General features: G+C 70.3%; 12 protein-coding genes. 7 read left to right on the forward strand and 5 right to left on the reverse strand.

Going from position 1 to position 14824, the window contains the following annotated elements:
• Window positions 1-39 precede the first annotated feature (39 nt).
• The 3 genes from ABZ354_RS24190 to ABZ354_RS24200 are packed head-to-tail and all read left to right on the forward strand — an operon-like array spanning window position 40 to window position 3751.
• Window positions 40-1464, forward strand: coding sequence for a VWA domain-containing protein (locus ABZ354_RS24190; RefSeq protein WP_358660018.1), 1425 nt, complete (start codon window positions 40-42; stop codon window positions 1462-1464).
• Window positions 1461-2483: a hypothetical protein gene (locus ABZ354_RS24195; protein WP_358660020.1), complete on the forward strand. Its 1023-nt coding sequence runs from the start codon at window positions 1461-1463 to the stop codon at window positions 2481-2483. The genes ABZ354_RS24190 and ABZ354_RS24195 overlap by 4 nt, the downstream gene beginning before the upstream one ends.
• On the forward strand, window positions 2480-3751 hold the full coding sequence (locus tag ABZ354_RS24200; protein WP_358660022.1) for an ABC transporter substrate-binding protein: 1272 nt from the start codon (window positions 2480-2482) through the stop codon (window positions 3749-3751). Before ABZ354_RS24195 ends, ABZ354_RS24200 begins: the two co-directional genes overlap by 4 nt.
• Before the next feature lie 206 nt (window positions 3752-3957).
• Here the strand turns inward: ABZ354_RS24200 and ABZ354_RS24205 are convergent, their stop codons facing one another.
• A complete protein-coding gene (locus tag ABZ354_RS24205; RefSeq protein WP_358660024.1) occupies window positions 3958-4632 on the reverse strand; it encodes a DUF4232 domain-containing protein in 675 nt (224 codons plus the stop codon).
• Between the two features lie 670 nt (window positions 4633-5302).
• On the opposite strand from ABZ354_RS24205, the gene ABZ354_RS24210 reads away from it, so the two are divergent.
• On the forward strand, window positions 5303-6811 hold the full coding sequence (locus ABZ354_RS24210; protein ID WP_358660026.1) for a DUF4246 domain-containing protein: 1509 nt from the start codon (window positions 5303-5305) through the stop codon (window positions 6809-6811).
• 396 nt (window positions 6812-7207) lie between these two features.
• Here the strand turns inward: ABZ354_RS24210 and ABZ354_RS24215 are convergent, their stop codons facing one another.
• Window positions 7208-7813, reverse strand: coding sequence for a flavodoxin family protein (locus tag ABZ354_RS24215; RefSeq protein WP_358660028.1), 606 nt, complete (start codon window positions 7811-7813; stop codon window positions 7208-7210).
• Between the two features lie 218 nt (window positions 7814-8031).
• Here ABZ354_RS24215 and ABZ354_RS24220 point away from each other — a divergent pair, with 218 nt between their 5' ends.
• Window positions 8032-8835 carry an SDR family oxidoreductase gene (locus ABZ354_RS24220; RefSeq protein WP_358660030.1) on the forward strand — a complete coding sequence of 268 codons (804 nt, stop codon included), beginning with the start codon at window positions 8032-8034 and terminating at the stop codon, window positions 8833-8835.
• 460 nt (window positions 8836-9295) lie between these two features.
• On the opposite strand, the gene ABZ354_RS24225 is transcribed toward ABZ354_RS24220, so the two are convergent.
• Entirely contained in the window at window positions 9296-10198 is a 903-nt protein-coding gene (locus ABZ354_RS24225; RefSeq protein WP_358660032.1) for a Ku protein, read from the reverse strand.
• Between the two features lie 138 nt (window positions 10199-10336).
• On the opposite strand from ABZ354_RS24225, the gene ABZ354_RS24230 reads away from it, so the two are divergent.
• The gene (locus ABZ354_RS24230) at window positions 10337-10618 is read left to right on the forward strand and encodes a hypothetical protein (RefSeq protein WP_358660033.1); all 282 of its coding nucleotides are present in this window, start codon (window positions 10337-10339) and stop codon (window positions 10616-10618) included.
• 408 nt (window positions 10619-11026) lie between these two features.
• Here ABZ354_RS24230 and ABZ354_RS24235 read toward each other — a convergent pair whose 3' ends face one another.
• Window positions 11027-11767, reverse strand: a complete 741-nt coding sequence (locus tag ABZ354_RS24235; protein ID WP_358660035.1) for an alpha/beta hydrolase — start codon at window positions 11765-11767, stop codon at window positions 11027-11029.
• 552 nt (window positions 11768-12319) lie between these two features.
• Window positions 12320-13012, reverse strand: coding sequence for a TetR/AcrR family transcriptional regulator C-terminal domain-containing protein (locus ABZ354_RS24240; RefSeq protein ID WP_358660037.1), 693 nt, complete (start codon window positions 13010-13012; stop codon window positions 12320-12322).
• 53 nt (window positions 13013-13065) lie between these two features.
• Here ABZ354_RS24240 and ABZ354_RS24245 point away from each other — a divergent pair, with 53 nt between their 5' ends.
• On the forward strand, window positions 13066-14184 hold the full coding sequence (locus tag ABZ354_RS24245) for an NAD(P)/FAD-dependent oxidoreductase (protein ID WP_358660039.1): 1119 nt from the start codon (window positions 13066-13068) through the stop codon (window positions 14182-14184).
• Window positions 14185-14824 lie beyond the last annotated feature (640 nt).

The following is a 14824-nucleotide window of genomic DNA, read 5'->3' on the forward strand; positions in this document are numbered from 1 at the left end:
CCGGTGTGCCGCGGTGACGGAAGGGGAGGACGAGGACCGGTGACGTACGACAGGAACAGCGGGCGCGACCGGCTGCCACAGCCCGGCATCCGGTTGCCGCGGCCCGGCATCCGGCTCAGCGTCGAACTCGACGGCGATCCGCATCCGGATCGCAGCGCGAGGATCGAGGCCCATGTCCAGGTCGACGTGGCCGCCGACGGCGTACCCGGCGACCTGCCCGCGGACCGGCTCGCCGTGGTCATCGCGGTGGACGTCGCCGAACCCAACCGGGCGGCCGTCCGGCACGCGCTGCCGGCGGTACTGCGCGCCCTGCCCGACCGCATGTCCTTCGCCGTGCTCGGCAGCGGCCCCGAACCGGTGCGGTGCTACCCGAGGGGGGACGCCCCGTGGGCCGTCGCCGACCGGGAGGAAAGACGCCGAGCCGCCTTCGTCGCAGGAGCGCTCCCCCTGCACAGGGACGGGCCGCGTCCGGCCGGCTACGCCGCCTGGGTGGCCGCGTCGCGTATCCTGCTCGCCGCCCGGCCGGTCCCCGTACGGCACCTGGTGCTGATCACCGACGGCAGCAGCGCCGCCGGCGAGACCCGACTCGAGGCGGAACTGGACGCCTGCGAGGGCCAGTTCAGCTGCCATGTGTTCGCCGTGGGCGCGGACTGGGCTCCCGACCCGCTGCTGACCCTCGCCGAACGGCTGCACGGCGCGGCCGAGTTCGTGGACGACGGGCTGGGCCGTGCCATCACCCAGGCCATCCACCGGCTGCTCAAGATCCACACCCCCCAACTGCCGATCGAGGTGACCGTGCGGCCCACCGTGCGCAAGGTCTCGCTCAGCGAGAGCTCACCCCGGCCGTATCTCCTCGGCGGGCTGCGCCTGCCCGGCCCGCCGATGCGCTGGAGCTTCCCCACCCACCAGTGGGAACAGGGCAGACGCGACTATCTGCTCACCCTGACAGCCGACGCGGACGCCGACCCGCTGGGTACCGAGCTCCAGTTCGCCATGGTCACCATCGGTGACGTCCACGCGCCGGTCACCGCGCGCTGGCGCCTTCCCGGACAGTCCCCGCCGCCCGGCCCCGCGGGCACGGGCAGCGTACGGGCCCTCAACGACACGGCCAGGATGCACACGGCGCTGCGCCAGGGACTCCTCGCCGTCAAGCAGCAGCAACGGGACGCCGCCGAGGACTACCTGGGACAGGCCGCCCGGCTCGCGGCGCGGCGCGGTGAGAGCTGGGCACTGGACGAGATCCGCACGGTCGCCGACATCGAGGACTCGCCCGCGATGCGGGTGCGGCTGCGCCACGTGGACACCAGCAGTCTCGGCTCGATGATCCTGCGCGTCGGGTCCCGGGCCGGCCTGCCCCCGGCCGAAACCACTGGTACGCGGCCGGGCGTGCGCTGCGTCCACTGCGCCACCCCGGGCGGCAGCGAGGCCCGTTACTGCATCGCCTGCGGGAAGGAGCTGCGGTGACGACCGGACCCACCGCCGCCCGGAGCCCACGCTCGCCCGCCGCGTACTGGCGCGGGCGCCTGAGCCCCTGGCGGACCCGTCGGCTGCTGGAGGCACACCTGCTGGTGGTGTTCCTGCTCGCGGGCGTGGCATCGACGACGCTGTTCCTGTCCTGCCGCCAGGTGCAGCACAGTGCCGAGGCGCTCGCGTCCCGGGAGGCGCCGGCCGTGCAGGGGCTCGCGGCCACCCGGCTCGCGGCCCTGCGCGCCGACCAGGAGGTCGACGACCTGGTGCGGAGGAAGCTCATCGGCGTCGCGGGCTCGGGCGAGACCTACCGGTCCCAGCTCTCGGCCGCCGACCAGGGCCTGTCCAGCATCGCCGACCGTACGGACCAGGACCTCGGCACGGTCAGGGGTCTGCTCACCACCTACAGCGACTCGCTCACCATCGGCACGTCCCACTACCATGACCACCGCCTCATGCAGAAACAGAAGCTTCAAGAGGCGCACTCGCTGCTCACCCGCGACGGCGTGGGGCTCGCCCCCCGCCTGGAGTCACTGCAGCGGGTCCAGCTGCGGCACGCCGAAGCCACGTCCACGATGGGAAGCCTGCAGCGCGGCGGGTGGTGGATCACCGAACTGGCCCTGGCCGCAGTGGTGTTGACGCTGCTGTCGGCGCTGTTCGTGCTGCGGGACCGCTGCGGCCGCGACCTGAATCCGTACCTGCTCGCGGGTTTCGTCCTCACGGTGCTGCTCGCGGTGGTGCCGGTGATGACGGCGGCGTCCACCGAGGCCGGTCTCGACGCGGCGATGAAGGATCTGCGGCAGATCACCGAGGTGTCCCAGCGAAGCGATGCGGAGCCGGCCGCCGCGCAGCAGCGTGTGACGGAGAAGGCGGCAGAGCTCCGGCAGCAGATGACCGACGCCGCCTGGACCGACGGGGTGTACCGGGGCGCCTTCGTCGGCAGTCTGCTGGCCATCGTCCTGCCCGTGCTGGGGCTCGGTCTTCGCCTCGACCACGACTACTGGAGGCGTCGGTGACCCAACGGTTCAAAATGCTGGTCTTCGTGGTGGTCCTGCTGCTGGTGGCCGCCGGAGGCGTGGTGGCGGCATGGGTGCAGCAGGACGACGCGGAGCCGGTGACCATCCTCGGGACGTGGACCGGCACACAGGAGGAACGGTTCGAAACCCTGCTGCGGGGCTTTGGCATCCCCTTCCGTTACCAGGGCACCGCGGCCCAGCGGGAGGTACTGCTCTCCAAGGTGCAGTCGGGGGACCCTCCGGACATCGTGATCATGCCGGGTATCGGTGAACTCGCCGAGTACGCCGACCAGAGTCTCCTCAAACCGCTCGACGGGCTCTACAGGCCGGAGGAGTACGGCGCCCCCTGGGAGTCGACCGGCTCGCGCTCCGAACCCGTCTACTGGGTTCCGGTCAAGGCCGACCTGAAAAGCATCGTCTGGTACCGCGAGGGCAACAGGCCGGCCGCCGATGCGCCCGCTCCCACCATGGAGAACTGGTGCCTGGGCATGGGCGACGACGGCGCCTCGGGCTGGCCCGGCACCGACTGGATCGAGGACCTCGTGCTGCAACGGGCGGGCCCGGACGCCTACGAGAGGTGGGCTCTGGGCAAGGGCAGGGGATGGGAGAGCGACCAGGTGCGCACCGCCTGGGAGGCCTGGGCCGGGCTGCTGGGCCAGAACAGAGAGGTCGCCGAGCACGCGCTGCTCACCGACCACCGCGACACCCCGGACGGCAGCGGGCTGTTGTTCGACGCCTGGGGCGGATGCACCCTCGAGCACCAGGGCTCCTTCGCGCCCTCCTTCTACAAGGACGACGCGGAGAAGGCGGGCCTGACGGATTCCGCCCCGCTCCTGCCCGGCGGCAACCGCCGGGACCCGGCGCACGAGGTGACCGGTGACTTCGCGGCGCTGTTCAGCACCCGCCCCGCGGCCGGTGAGCTGATCCGGCGGCTGGCCTCCCGGGAGGGCCAGCAGAAGTGGGCCGAGCTGGCGGAGGTCTACTCGGCGAACCGCGGGGTGGAACCGCAGAAGGGCCGCGTGAAAGAAGCGATCACGCGACGTCTCCGTACGGGGACCCGCTGCCTCGACGCCTCGGACGTCATGGCGCCGGCCGTGCGGGACGCCTTCTACGAGGCGGTGCTGCTCACTGTCGCACGGGCCGCCGCCGGCGACGAGGACGTCGGCGTTCCGGGCCTCCTCGCGGACGTACAACTGGTGCAGGACGCGCAGTCCCGGCGCAGCGGCGACAAGAAGGCGGTTCCGAAAACGGTGTGCAGCGCGGAGTGAGGGCGGCGTGCTGTCGCCGCGTGTCGCCCACCGGGTGGTGTGGCTGAGCACGTCACTGGGCCGGTGAGCGCGACAGCCGGCCACGATGCGGCTCGGCAGACGGGTGGCACGGGACCTGCTCTCGCCCGGCCGGTCAAGACGCCGTCCTCCGCCCGATCGCCTGTGCGATCACGCTTCGGACGGCAGTCCTGCCCGGGACGGGGCGATCAGTAGGTGAGTGCGTCCTCGGCAGTGCCGAAGAAGCAGGTGACCTGCATGTCGTTGACCGTGACGGGGCCACCGCCGATCGGCACTGTTGCGGGGCTCTCGGAAGCGGTGAGTGCGATCTCCACCTTGTCGGCGCTCTTGCCGCCCTCGGTGTCGGCGCGCGAGAACAGGATTCCGGCATAGGCCTTTTCGCCCGCCTCCAGGATCCAGTCCTTGCCGTCGGGGCCCATGTTCCCGGCGGCGCCGTCGAGCCCCGGTATCGTGATGACCAGGTCGTTCGCCGCCAGCAGGCAGGCGTCGCCGCCCTTGTTGGCCGCGGTCAGCAAGGCGTGGTTGACGGGCTTGGACGCGACGGTGACGCTGTAGCTCAAGTCGGTCGTCTCGCACATGCCCACGCCTCCGTCCTGGTCGTCGTCGGACCCGGGCTGCGCCGGGGGAGCGGTGCTGCCACCGCTGCCGGAAGGGCCCTCACCGGCACTGCCGTCGTCACCCGGGCCGGTTGCCGAGGGCGTGCCGGAGTCCTTGTCCGAACCCGCGGAGGACGGGATCGCTGTCGCGCTCGGACCGGCCTTGTCCTTCTCGGCGTCGCCGTCGCATGCGGTCAGTGCCAGGATGCCGAGTGAGAGAGCGGCGAGTACGGCGGTGGTACGGCGTGAACGGACTGCGTAAGCCATGAGAAGTCCCCCGGAAAGTCGCGATGTCCCGGTGATCGTGCCTCATGGAAGCGATGCTTCCGCCCGCTCACACCGGGTGGGAACTGTTTGCGGACACCTTTGTGACACTGCGCCAGGGCCATGGCGCGGCAATACCGGGCAACTCCGTGACCGGGGCTGCACCTTCCTGGACCGGGGCGGCTGTCCAGCTGGGCGATGGCGTCCTGATCGGTCCCAAGGCCGGCCTCATCCCCGTTCGGCGGGAGCGCCGATGCCGAGGGTGGGCACCGTGATCCGGGTGAGCTGATCGGTGTGGTCCGGGTGGGAGGCGACGGCGGGGGCACGCGCGGCGCTGGTGGCGTAGTGCCCGTTTGGAGCGTGCTCGATGACCCTCCGCTCCAGGACGGGCGTATGCGGCGTCGAAGCTGATGACGACCCGGGACCCGCCAGTGCTCGACCCGCCGGTCCGACTCCGCTTCCGGGCCGGGGCCCCCGCCACGGGACGGGACCGCATTACAAGCAGGCGTGGTGCGACACCGCGGAGTTCCCCGGGCGGGAGACGCGGTCCGTCCGGCTGGACGTACGGGAAGCTCTGACTGCGGGACCAGCGCCGACAGGGACCGCGGCTGCGATGTCAGTCCGCTGAAGTACTCTTCCCGCCACCGCACAACGACTGAAGGACCAAGAGAAATTGACTGGCCTGTCTGCTTTCCCGCTGCCCTTTCATGCTTCCCGTTCCATATCGTTCGCGACACCCCGGACGCTGCGAGAACTCCAGATGATGCAGTGCAGCTCACTCATCCGGGAGAAGCCCGGGTGGTTCGACAAGATGAACGATGCCGACATCGTCGCCAGGTGGACACAAGAAGCGGTCGCCCAGGGCCTCACCGAAGCGCAGGTTCGTTACGTGCTTGCCGAACTCCGGCATTACGCCGCGCTGCGGGACGAGCGGACGGGCGCCGAGGTGTCCGCCGTCGACGGGGTGTGGCAGTCGGACACACTGGTCGACGACAAGCTCAGGTCCCGGCTGCGTGAGGCGGTCCGGGTTCTGGAGCAGGTCCCCGAAGCGGAGCGTGACTGGCATCCCGGATCCGACGGTCAGGTACTGGATCTGGTTCATCCCTCACTCTTCTGCCTGGTGAGAGAGGTGAGCGGTGCGCCCGAGCGGGCTTGGAAAAACCCGACGGACCGCTACTCCACGTACGAGTTCTCGGAGAAATTCCAGTGGCTGCCCACGGACGTCGACGTCAGTGACGACGGCGATGTCACCTTCCGCTCGTACGTCAACAACGTCCACCCCGAGACTCATGGCGAACTGATCTCCGTCCTGCCGGACTTGTTCGCGCGCTTTCGCCCGCTGCTGGAGAACGTGCTCACCGATCTGCGCCATCCGCGGCCCCTGCGGATCGAGGCCGATCCCTACGGGTGGTACGACTCGGAGCCGCAGCATCCGGACAAGTCCTCTTACAGTGATGACGGGGAATACACAGAAGCCCTCCGCGTATGGGAAGAGGCCCAGGACGACTGGTGGGAAAACCGCCGCCCGGTCATCCCGGACGCCCCGGCCTTCACCCCGCCCGAGTTGCCCGGCGAATCCGCCCGGGTCGACCTGCGTGGCCGCCGTCTTCAGGTCATCGTCAAGCTCGCCACCATTCACCTCACCCCGGACAAGCCCGGGTATGCCGGCGGTTCCTGGCATGTCGAGGGGATGCTGAACGAGCGGATCGTCTCGACCGGCATCTATTACTGGGACAGTGAGAACATCACCGAAAGCCGGCTGAGTTTCCGGGCGGCACTCGACGACCCGCACTACGAACAGAACGACGACAATGGTTTGCGTGAGGTCTACGGCCTCGAGGACGAAGACGCACTGAACCAGACGCTGGGATCGACATCGACCCCGGCGGGCCGCTGCCTGGCGTTCCCGAACATCCTGCAACACCGCGTCGGCTCATTCCGTCTAACGGATCCCACCCGCCCGGGATATCGCAAGATTCTCGCGTTCTTCCTGGTCGACCCGTCGGAAAAGATCGTCTCGACATCCGATGTACCGCCGCAACAACCATGGTCCGACACCTCGACCATGACGCTTGAACAGGCCAAGAAGTACCGAGAACAACTCATGCAGGAACGCAAGTTCTTCGTCGACGAACACAACGAGCAGCTCTACGAGCGAGAATTCTCCCTCTGCGAGCACTGAACCTCTCCTGACCTGCGTCCGCGCAGGTCAGGAGAGTGTTGTACGGACTCAACGACCGTGCCGACGCGGAGTAAGACATCCGGCCCGCCGGAGCGGCCGTCCGGTGGTGGCAAGCCGCCGTAGCGCGTCGCCTCCGCGCTGTCCGGCGTCGGGGCGCCACGTCCGCGTACCGATGGACGGGCGTCCCCACGCCCCCCGGCCGGAGGACAACGGTCGATGTCCCCCGGCCCGCCGGCCCGGGGGACGACCGCTGACCCCGGCCGGCGCCGTACAGCAGCTGACGTCGTCCTGGTCCCTGCCCGAGATCAGGCCGTTCTCCCCAGCCCGGTCCGCGCCCGGCTGTTCCGTCGCCGGCTCGGCGTCATCCATGGACCGCGCTCTGTCGGCAGCAGTGGGTCAGGACGGCGGGGCGGGCAGCGGCATGGCGTCGAGGGCTCGCGCGGCGTGGACGAGGTTGGAGGCCATCGCACGGCCCGTGGAGGCCGCCCACTCGTGGCCGCGGCCGTCGTCCAGATAGTCGGGGCCGGGCCCGGGACCCAGGTGCCAGTAGGTCCAGGACTGGCCCGGGACGGTGAAGCCGATGTCTCCCAGGGCACCACCGATCTCACTGATCACGTGATGCGCGCCGTCCTCGTTGCCGGTGACCAGGACCCCGGCGACGCGGTTGTAGGCGACCGGGCGGCCGTCCCCGTCGGTCTCGCCGAGCATGGCGTCCAGGCGTTCGAGGACCCGTTGGGCGACCGAGGAGGGACGGCCGAGCCATGTCGGTGACGCCATGATCAGGATCTGGGACGCCAGCACCTTCTCGTGGACGCCCGGCCAGTCGTCGCCCTCGCCCAGATCGGTCTCGACTCCGGGCTTGATGTTCAGGTCGACGGCTCGCACGACGTCCACTTCGACGCCGTACCCCCGCAGCGCCTCGATGACCGTGGCGGCAAGCGCTTCGGTGTTCGACGGCTGCGGGGAGGGCTTGAGAGTGCAGTTGATGACGAGAGCGCGCATGGAACCCTGGGTTCCCCGATCGCCGGTCTTCGAACAGCGTTCGGACCTCCCCACGGTGTACGGCACGCGCGCATACGGGTACCCGTCACGGGTCACTGTTCGGCAGGTCAACGGCACGGATCGGCGTGCACCGGTCATCCGACGGCGAGGAGGGCGGTCCCGGACCGGCGGGCCACCGGACACGCATCGCAGGCCGGCACGGTGAAAGGCAGCGCACGGTGAGGACACGACAAGGCACGGCCCTGGTGACGGGAGCCTCCTCCGGCATCGGCGCGGCCTACGCGCGACGGCTGGCCGGCCGGGGCTGGGACACCCTCCTCGTGGCCAGGCGTGCGCAACGGCTCGAGGACCTCGCGGAGCGGCTGCGCGAGGTGACGGACACGACGGTGGAGACCCTCGTGTCCGACCTGTCCGATCCCGACGACCTGGCGCGGGTGGTCCGGCGGGCGGCGGACGGCGACGTCGGATTCCTTCTCAACAACGCCGGGATCAACGGGTACGGCCCGTTCGCCGAGCTGGAACCGCAGCTGATGACCAAGGTCGTCGACATCAACGTCCGCGCCGTCACCGCGCTCACCCGGGCCGCGCTCCCGGCCATGCTGCAACAGGGTCGCGGCACCGTGGTCAACGTGGCCTCGCAGCTGGCCTTCGCGGGCGCGCTGCCGCCCCACCCGCTGCCCGAGCGGGCGGTGTACGCCGGCACCAAGGGGTACGTGGTGACCTTCACCCGTACCCTGGCCGCGGAACTGGCCGGCACACCGCTGCGCGTCCAGGTGCTGTGTCCCGGACTCACCGCCACCGAGTTCCACCGCTCGCGCGGTGAGGAGCCCGTTCCGGGACGCGACGAGTCCGTGCACGAGGACGGCGGGATGCCCGTGGGCCAGGTCGTCGACGCGTCCGAGGCGGCCCTGGAGAACGGCGAGGTGGTGTGCGTGCCGGGGCTCCGCGACCCGGCCCCGATCGATGGCCTCGCCGAGGCGGAACTGGCGATCCGCACGGCTGCGCGCCGATCCGGGGGCTGAGCACGGCACCCACGGCCTGCCGGAGCCGTCCGCCGCGTGGTGCCGGCAGGGGTTCACCGGCGGACCTCCACAGCCCTGGACGGTCCGTACGGCGATCTGGCCGAGGCCCGACGGTCGCCGGACGCCGCCACCTCCGCACGGGGCCTGCGGTCGGAGGGCGATGGAGCCGCGGGCACCGGGGCAGACCCTCAGCGCGCGGGCTCGAGTCCGACGGGCAGTACGCCTTGACGGTCCGCGCCCGGCCGCCTCGGATGCCCGCGCAACCCGACGCCCCCGGTGGGTCGACGATGGTGACGCCTGCACGGGAGGCCGCGCCGAAGCGCCCCTGACCCTCAGTCGCACACCATTCGACAACACGCGCCGCGACGTCGGCCGGGCCCGGGGCACCGGAGGTGCGCCGTCAGTCTCTCCGCCCGGACGGGAGGCGCGCGCAAGGACAAGTACGTGGCTACCTCGGCGGTCAGGCGCTCCGTCGCGGTTTCCGCGCGGGAGCCTTCTTCGCCGCGGTCTTCTTGGCCGTCTGCTTCTTCGCCGGCGTCTTCTTCTTCGGCATCTTGTGCACGTCGGCCGGGCCTTCGCCCCGGGAGGCCTGCGCCTTCTGCACGGACTCCTGCAGTGCGGCCATCAGGTCCACGACCTTCCCCGGCTGCTCGGTCTCCTCGGGCACGGCCGGCAGCGCGTGGTTCTCCCGCTTTGCCTCGATGATCCGGGCGAGGGCTTCGGTGTACGTGTCGCGGAACTCGTCGCCCTCGAGGTCGTCGCGGGTCATGCTGTCCATGAGGGCGATCGCGCTGTCGATCTCGTCGTCCGTGAGGTCGACCGGGGGCGGGAGGAGCTCGGCGGGGTCGCGGATTTCGTCGGGCCAGCGCATGGCGTGCAGCACGATCACGTCGTCGCGGACGCGGAGCAGGCCCAGCCGCTCGCGGCCGGACCATGCGTATTTGGCGACGGCGACCTTCGACGAGCGGGCCAGAGCCTGTACGAGGAGCCGGTACGGCTTGGCCGCGACCTGCTCCTTCGGCTGGAGGTAATAGCCCTCGCCGATGCGGATCGGGTCCACGGATCCCAGCGGGACGAAGGCCTCGATCTCGATGGCCCGCGCGGTCGGCAGCGGCAGGTTACTGAGATCGTCGTCCGAGATGGGGATGACCTGCTCCTTAGTGAGCTGGTAACCCTTGCCGATCTCGTCGGAACCCACCTCCCGGTCCTCCACCTCGCAGAACTTCCGCACCCGCACCCGGCCCATGTCCTCCAGGTGGTACTGGTGGAACTGGATGCTGTGGTTCTCGGTAGCGCCGACCACGTTCACGGGCACGGTGACCAGGCCGAACGAGATGGCGCCGCTCCACACGGTTCGGGGCATGACAGACCTCCGCAGTAGCCCCGAGCAGCACCAGGCTACGGGACAGTCACACTCCACGCATATAGATGGAAAAGCGACGAATGGGTAAGTCGGGGCGAGGAACACGGTCACGGAAACCCCTCACGAACGGAGCACGCAGTGATCATCCAGAAGATGCACGAGATGGGCATCCGCAGCGAACACGCCTACATGGCCGCCATGGCATCCGTCGCACTCTCCTTCGCCACCTGGGCCGTCAGCCTCGTGGGCGAGCCCGGCCCCCACGCCGACCTCGCCCGCGCCGACCGATGGGGCATCTTCGTCGGCGAATGGGCACCCACCCTCTTCGGCCTCGGTGCTGCCCTCTCCCACTACGAGCAACAAGACGGCACCCTCACCGCCACCGTCCACGAACTGCGGGAGCAGAAGCAGGCGATGTAAGGCGACAGCGCCCGCCTCGACGGCCCACGCGAGGCAGGCCCCCGGTCAGTGCCGCACGACATCCTGGAGGATGACGGTGTTCCGCGTGCCACGTCCGGGCGGCTTGCCTCGTTCACCTCTTCCAGGACCTCCTGAGCGAGGAGAAGTGGCAGACGTCCCTCACCGACGCCGACCGGCGGGCCCATCCCCGCTGTTCTGGACCCGGTGCACCCCTACGGCCGGTTGAGCCGGACATGAACCCCTACCTCGACCTCACCGCAGCCCCGGCCACGATGCCCGGACCTCCATGCCGCGCCCGAGAGGGCGTGGGCCCCCGCCGAGTTGGCAGGGGCCCACGCACTGGCAGCACAGGGGGCCGGGACCTGATCAGGACGGATTACCGCCTGCTGGTTGCCCGACGGCCCGGCTTCACTTCAGATGCCGGGTGAAGAACTGGGCCGCGGCATCCCCCGCGAACTGCGGGACGCCGGTGTGCCCGCCGAGATTGGCGTGCAAGGTCTTCTCCTTGGTGCCGAAGGCGTCGAACAGGTCCAGGGCCGCCTGCCGGTCGTTCCCTTCGTCGTCCCACTGCAGTAGGACGTGCAGCGGAATGGTGACCTGGCGGGCCTCCTCGAACATGGCGCGAGGTACGAAACTCCCGGCGAACAGAACGGCCGCCGAAATGCGCGGCTCGACCAGCGCCAGTCGGATCCCGAGGGAGATCAGTCCTCCCGAGTACCCGACCGGGCCGCCGATCCCGGGCAGCGAAAGGAGGACGTCCAGGGCGGCCTGCCACTCCGGGACGGCCGCTTCGACCAGCGGGATGGTGAGGGCGTCGACGATCTCGTCGCTGACCGGCTCGCCAACTTCCATTGTCCGGCGTAGGTCTGCGCGGGCCTGCTCGGCGGCGGGCCAACGGGGCCGGTCGCCGCTTCCCGGGAGTTCGATGGTCGCCGTGGCAAAACCGCCCGCCGCGGAGCGCCGTGCCCGCGCCACCAGTCGGGGGTACATCGTGCGCAGCCCGAGGGGAGTTTGGCCGAGAAGGATCAGCGGCGCCGGTGCGGATGCGGACGCGGAAGCGGGCGTCCACAAGATGCCGGGGATCTCGTCAAGAGTGAATTCACGCTCGAGGACACCGTCGTCGAGACGTCGTTCAGAAGTGACATGCATGGTCGTGCCTTTCGGGAGAGCTCAGAACGGCGCTCCCGGACGACCTGTCGCCCGACCGTGACCCCGGAGGGGAGCACCCATGTCGATACTGCGTTCACGGGTACCACCTCCTCGTTCTCTCGCACGGCCTCCGGAAACGTAGCAGGGCCGCGGTGGCCCGCCCAACGGGTTTTGCGCGAGGTCCGAGGCTGGATGCCGACAAGTCGGATTGTCATGCGGAATTGCTTGGGCCCTTATCGCGAATTCTCGTGGGCGAGGCGGGCCGGACCCACGTCCAGGTCAAGCAGATGCTGCTCCAAGCAGGCGCTGATCTGCACGAACAGGACCAGGACCTGCTGACGGGGCTTCGGCGGCAGGTCGCCGTCCCGGTCCGGTCCGCTCGGACACGGGCAGTTCGGTCACTGTCGAACACCGACTCCATCTGATCCCGCATCCGTGGGAAGGCACGCACACGGATCTTCTGCCGCTGCGGCGACCGCGGCGCCGGCCGGTGGCGCGTTCGTCCTGGCCCCTGCTCCGACGCCGGCCCCGCTCACCGGCACGAGCCGAGGGTCACTCCGGCGGCCGGTTGAGTTGGGCGGCCACGGCGTCGAGGACCCAGTCCAGGCCGGTCGCGAAGGATGTCCCGGCGTCCACGTCCGTGCCGTCGTACACAGCTTTGGCCAGCGCCGGAAAGCGGCCCGTGGCCAACATTCTCTTCACATGCGGGCCGGAGGCGCGCTGCCAGTCGCGCTTGGACAGGCCCGTGGCGCGTTCGGCCCGCAGGTTCGCGATTTCGCGCCTGATCGCCCCGGTGGAATAGGCGCTGACGGTCTCCACGGCGCGCATGACCGTGTCGATGCCGGCGAGGCCGTCGAGGGCGGCCAGCGTGGCCTCGGTCACGGCGAGGCCGTTCGGGCCCAGGGCCGGGCGGCCGCCAAGCAGGTCGGCGAGCCATTCGTGACGGAGAGCGGCCTGCCTGGTGCGGTGGGCGAGGACGCGCAGAGCCTCCCGCCAGTCACCGGGCGGTTCCGCGGGGAGGATCTCGGCGTTGACCTCGTCCACCATGAGGTCGAACAGCTCCTGCTTGGTGGAGATGTATCCGTACAGCCGCATCGGGCCGGCGTTCAGCCGGGCGGCGACCTTGCGCAGCGACACCGCCTCCAGCCCGCCCTCGTCGGCCAGCGCGATGGCGGCGGCGACGATTCGCTCCCGGTCGAGTGGCACGGGGCGAGTCGGCGGCTCCGGTCGGTCCCACACAGTCATGGTCACACCGTTTCGTTGCGATGCATCGTCTTGGAGGAATACAGTGTATCGCCATGAGACATCGTATCGCCGTGGTCGGTAGTGGCCCTGCCGGGCTTACCTTCGCCCGCGTCCTGCACCGCCATGGCTGCCCCGTCGCCGTCCTCGAACGCGATCCCGCCCCCGACGCCCGGCCCCCGGGGGGCACGCTGGACCTGCACGAAGGTATGGGACAGCTCGCGCTGGACAAGGCGGGGCTACTGGGGGAGTTCCTGGCGCTGTCCCGTCCCGAGGGGCAGGCCATGCGCATCCTGGACACGGACGGGACCGTCCTGCGCGAGTGGCTACCCCGTCCGGACGACCGGGCCAATCCCGAGATCGACCGCGGGCAACTCCGTGACCTGCTGCTCGGCCCGCTCGACGTCCGGTGGGGGCGGGACGTGACGCAGGTGGTGCCCGGGACCCGGGACGGCGTACTGGTCCATTTCGCGGACGGGCGGCAGGAGACGTTCGACCTCGTGGTCGGTGCGGACGGCGCCTGGTCCCGGATCCGCCCCGCAGTCTCGTCGGTGACGCCGCACTACACCGGCGTCACCTTGGTCGAGACCTCCCTGGACGACGTCGACACCCGCCACCCCGACCTCGCCCGGTTGATCGGCGACGGTTCCCTGGCCGTGTACGGCGTGAACCGAGCTCTCGTCGCCCAGCGCAACAGCGGCGGCCACGTCAAGGTGTACGCCCAGTTCCGCGCGCCGCTGGACCGGCACACAGACCTGGACCCGGCCGACATCGAGGCCGTGCGATCGAGCCTGCTGGCTCTGTTCGACGGCTGGGCCGCTCCCGTCCTCGACCTCCTCCGCCACGGCACCGCGTTCGCCCACCGCCCCCTCTATGCCCTGCCCGTGTCCCACACCTGGACCCATGTCCCCGGGGTGACGCTCCTGGGCGACGCCGCCCATCTGATGCCCCCCTTGGGGGCGGGCGCGAACCTCGCGATGCTGGAAGGCGCCGAACTCGCCGAGTCCATCGCCGCCGGCCCCGAAAATCTGGACGAGGCCGTCCGCGCCTTCGAGGAACAGATGTGGGCACGGGCCGGCCGGTGGGCGAAGATCACGACGGCCGGTCTGGAACGCCTGGTGAGCCCGGACCCCGCCGAAGCCCTCGCCCTCTTCGACCAGGTCCAGCCGTCCTGACTGCCAGGCGGGAGAGCACCAGCCCTCGGCGGCGCTACTCCGGCCCCCGCGCGGGGTGAGGATCCCGGACCTGAGCGAGGGCGGCAAACTGACCGCCCCGACAACAACATCTGCGACCTCCTCGGGACGTCCGGGCGGGCGTTCGCTGCTGTTGGCGTTCTTCGCCGCGGTGGCGGAAACTGAGCGGGAGAACATCCGGGAGTCGGCCTTGGAGGGCTCGACACCGCGGCTCTCAAAGGCGAGCACGGCGGCCGGCTCCCGGTCATCACCGACGACAACTGCACACCGTGCTCCGCCGCCGAACCCCCGGCGAGTCCGTCGAGCAGAACCGGCCCACCTCGCGGCGGTGTCGGGGGCGTCGGGTGCGGGGGTTGCGAGCGCTGCAGACGCCAGTCGTCGAGGTTCTGTCTCCACCCGCTCCCCACCCGCTCTAGACCCTCTCCACCCGCTCCGGACCCGGTTCTCCACCGGCCCGGCCCCCGGCGGCCCGACGGCGACGTACAGACAAGTGCACCTTCGTCGTCCGGGACAGCGGTTGCTCCCGTCCGGCCGCATCGCGACCGGCATCCGTACTACGCGGTGCTCATCCACGCGCAACCCGGCCCCGAGGACGATCGGCCGGTCCCGGCGCGTGCTCCCC

Origin of the sequence: Streptomyces sp. NPDC005925 (assembly GCF_040638805.1) — a bacterium.
Taxonomy (GTDB): Bacteria; Actinomycetota; Actinomycetes; order Streptomycetales; family Streptomycetaceae; genus Streptomyces.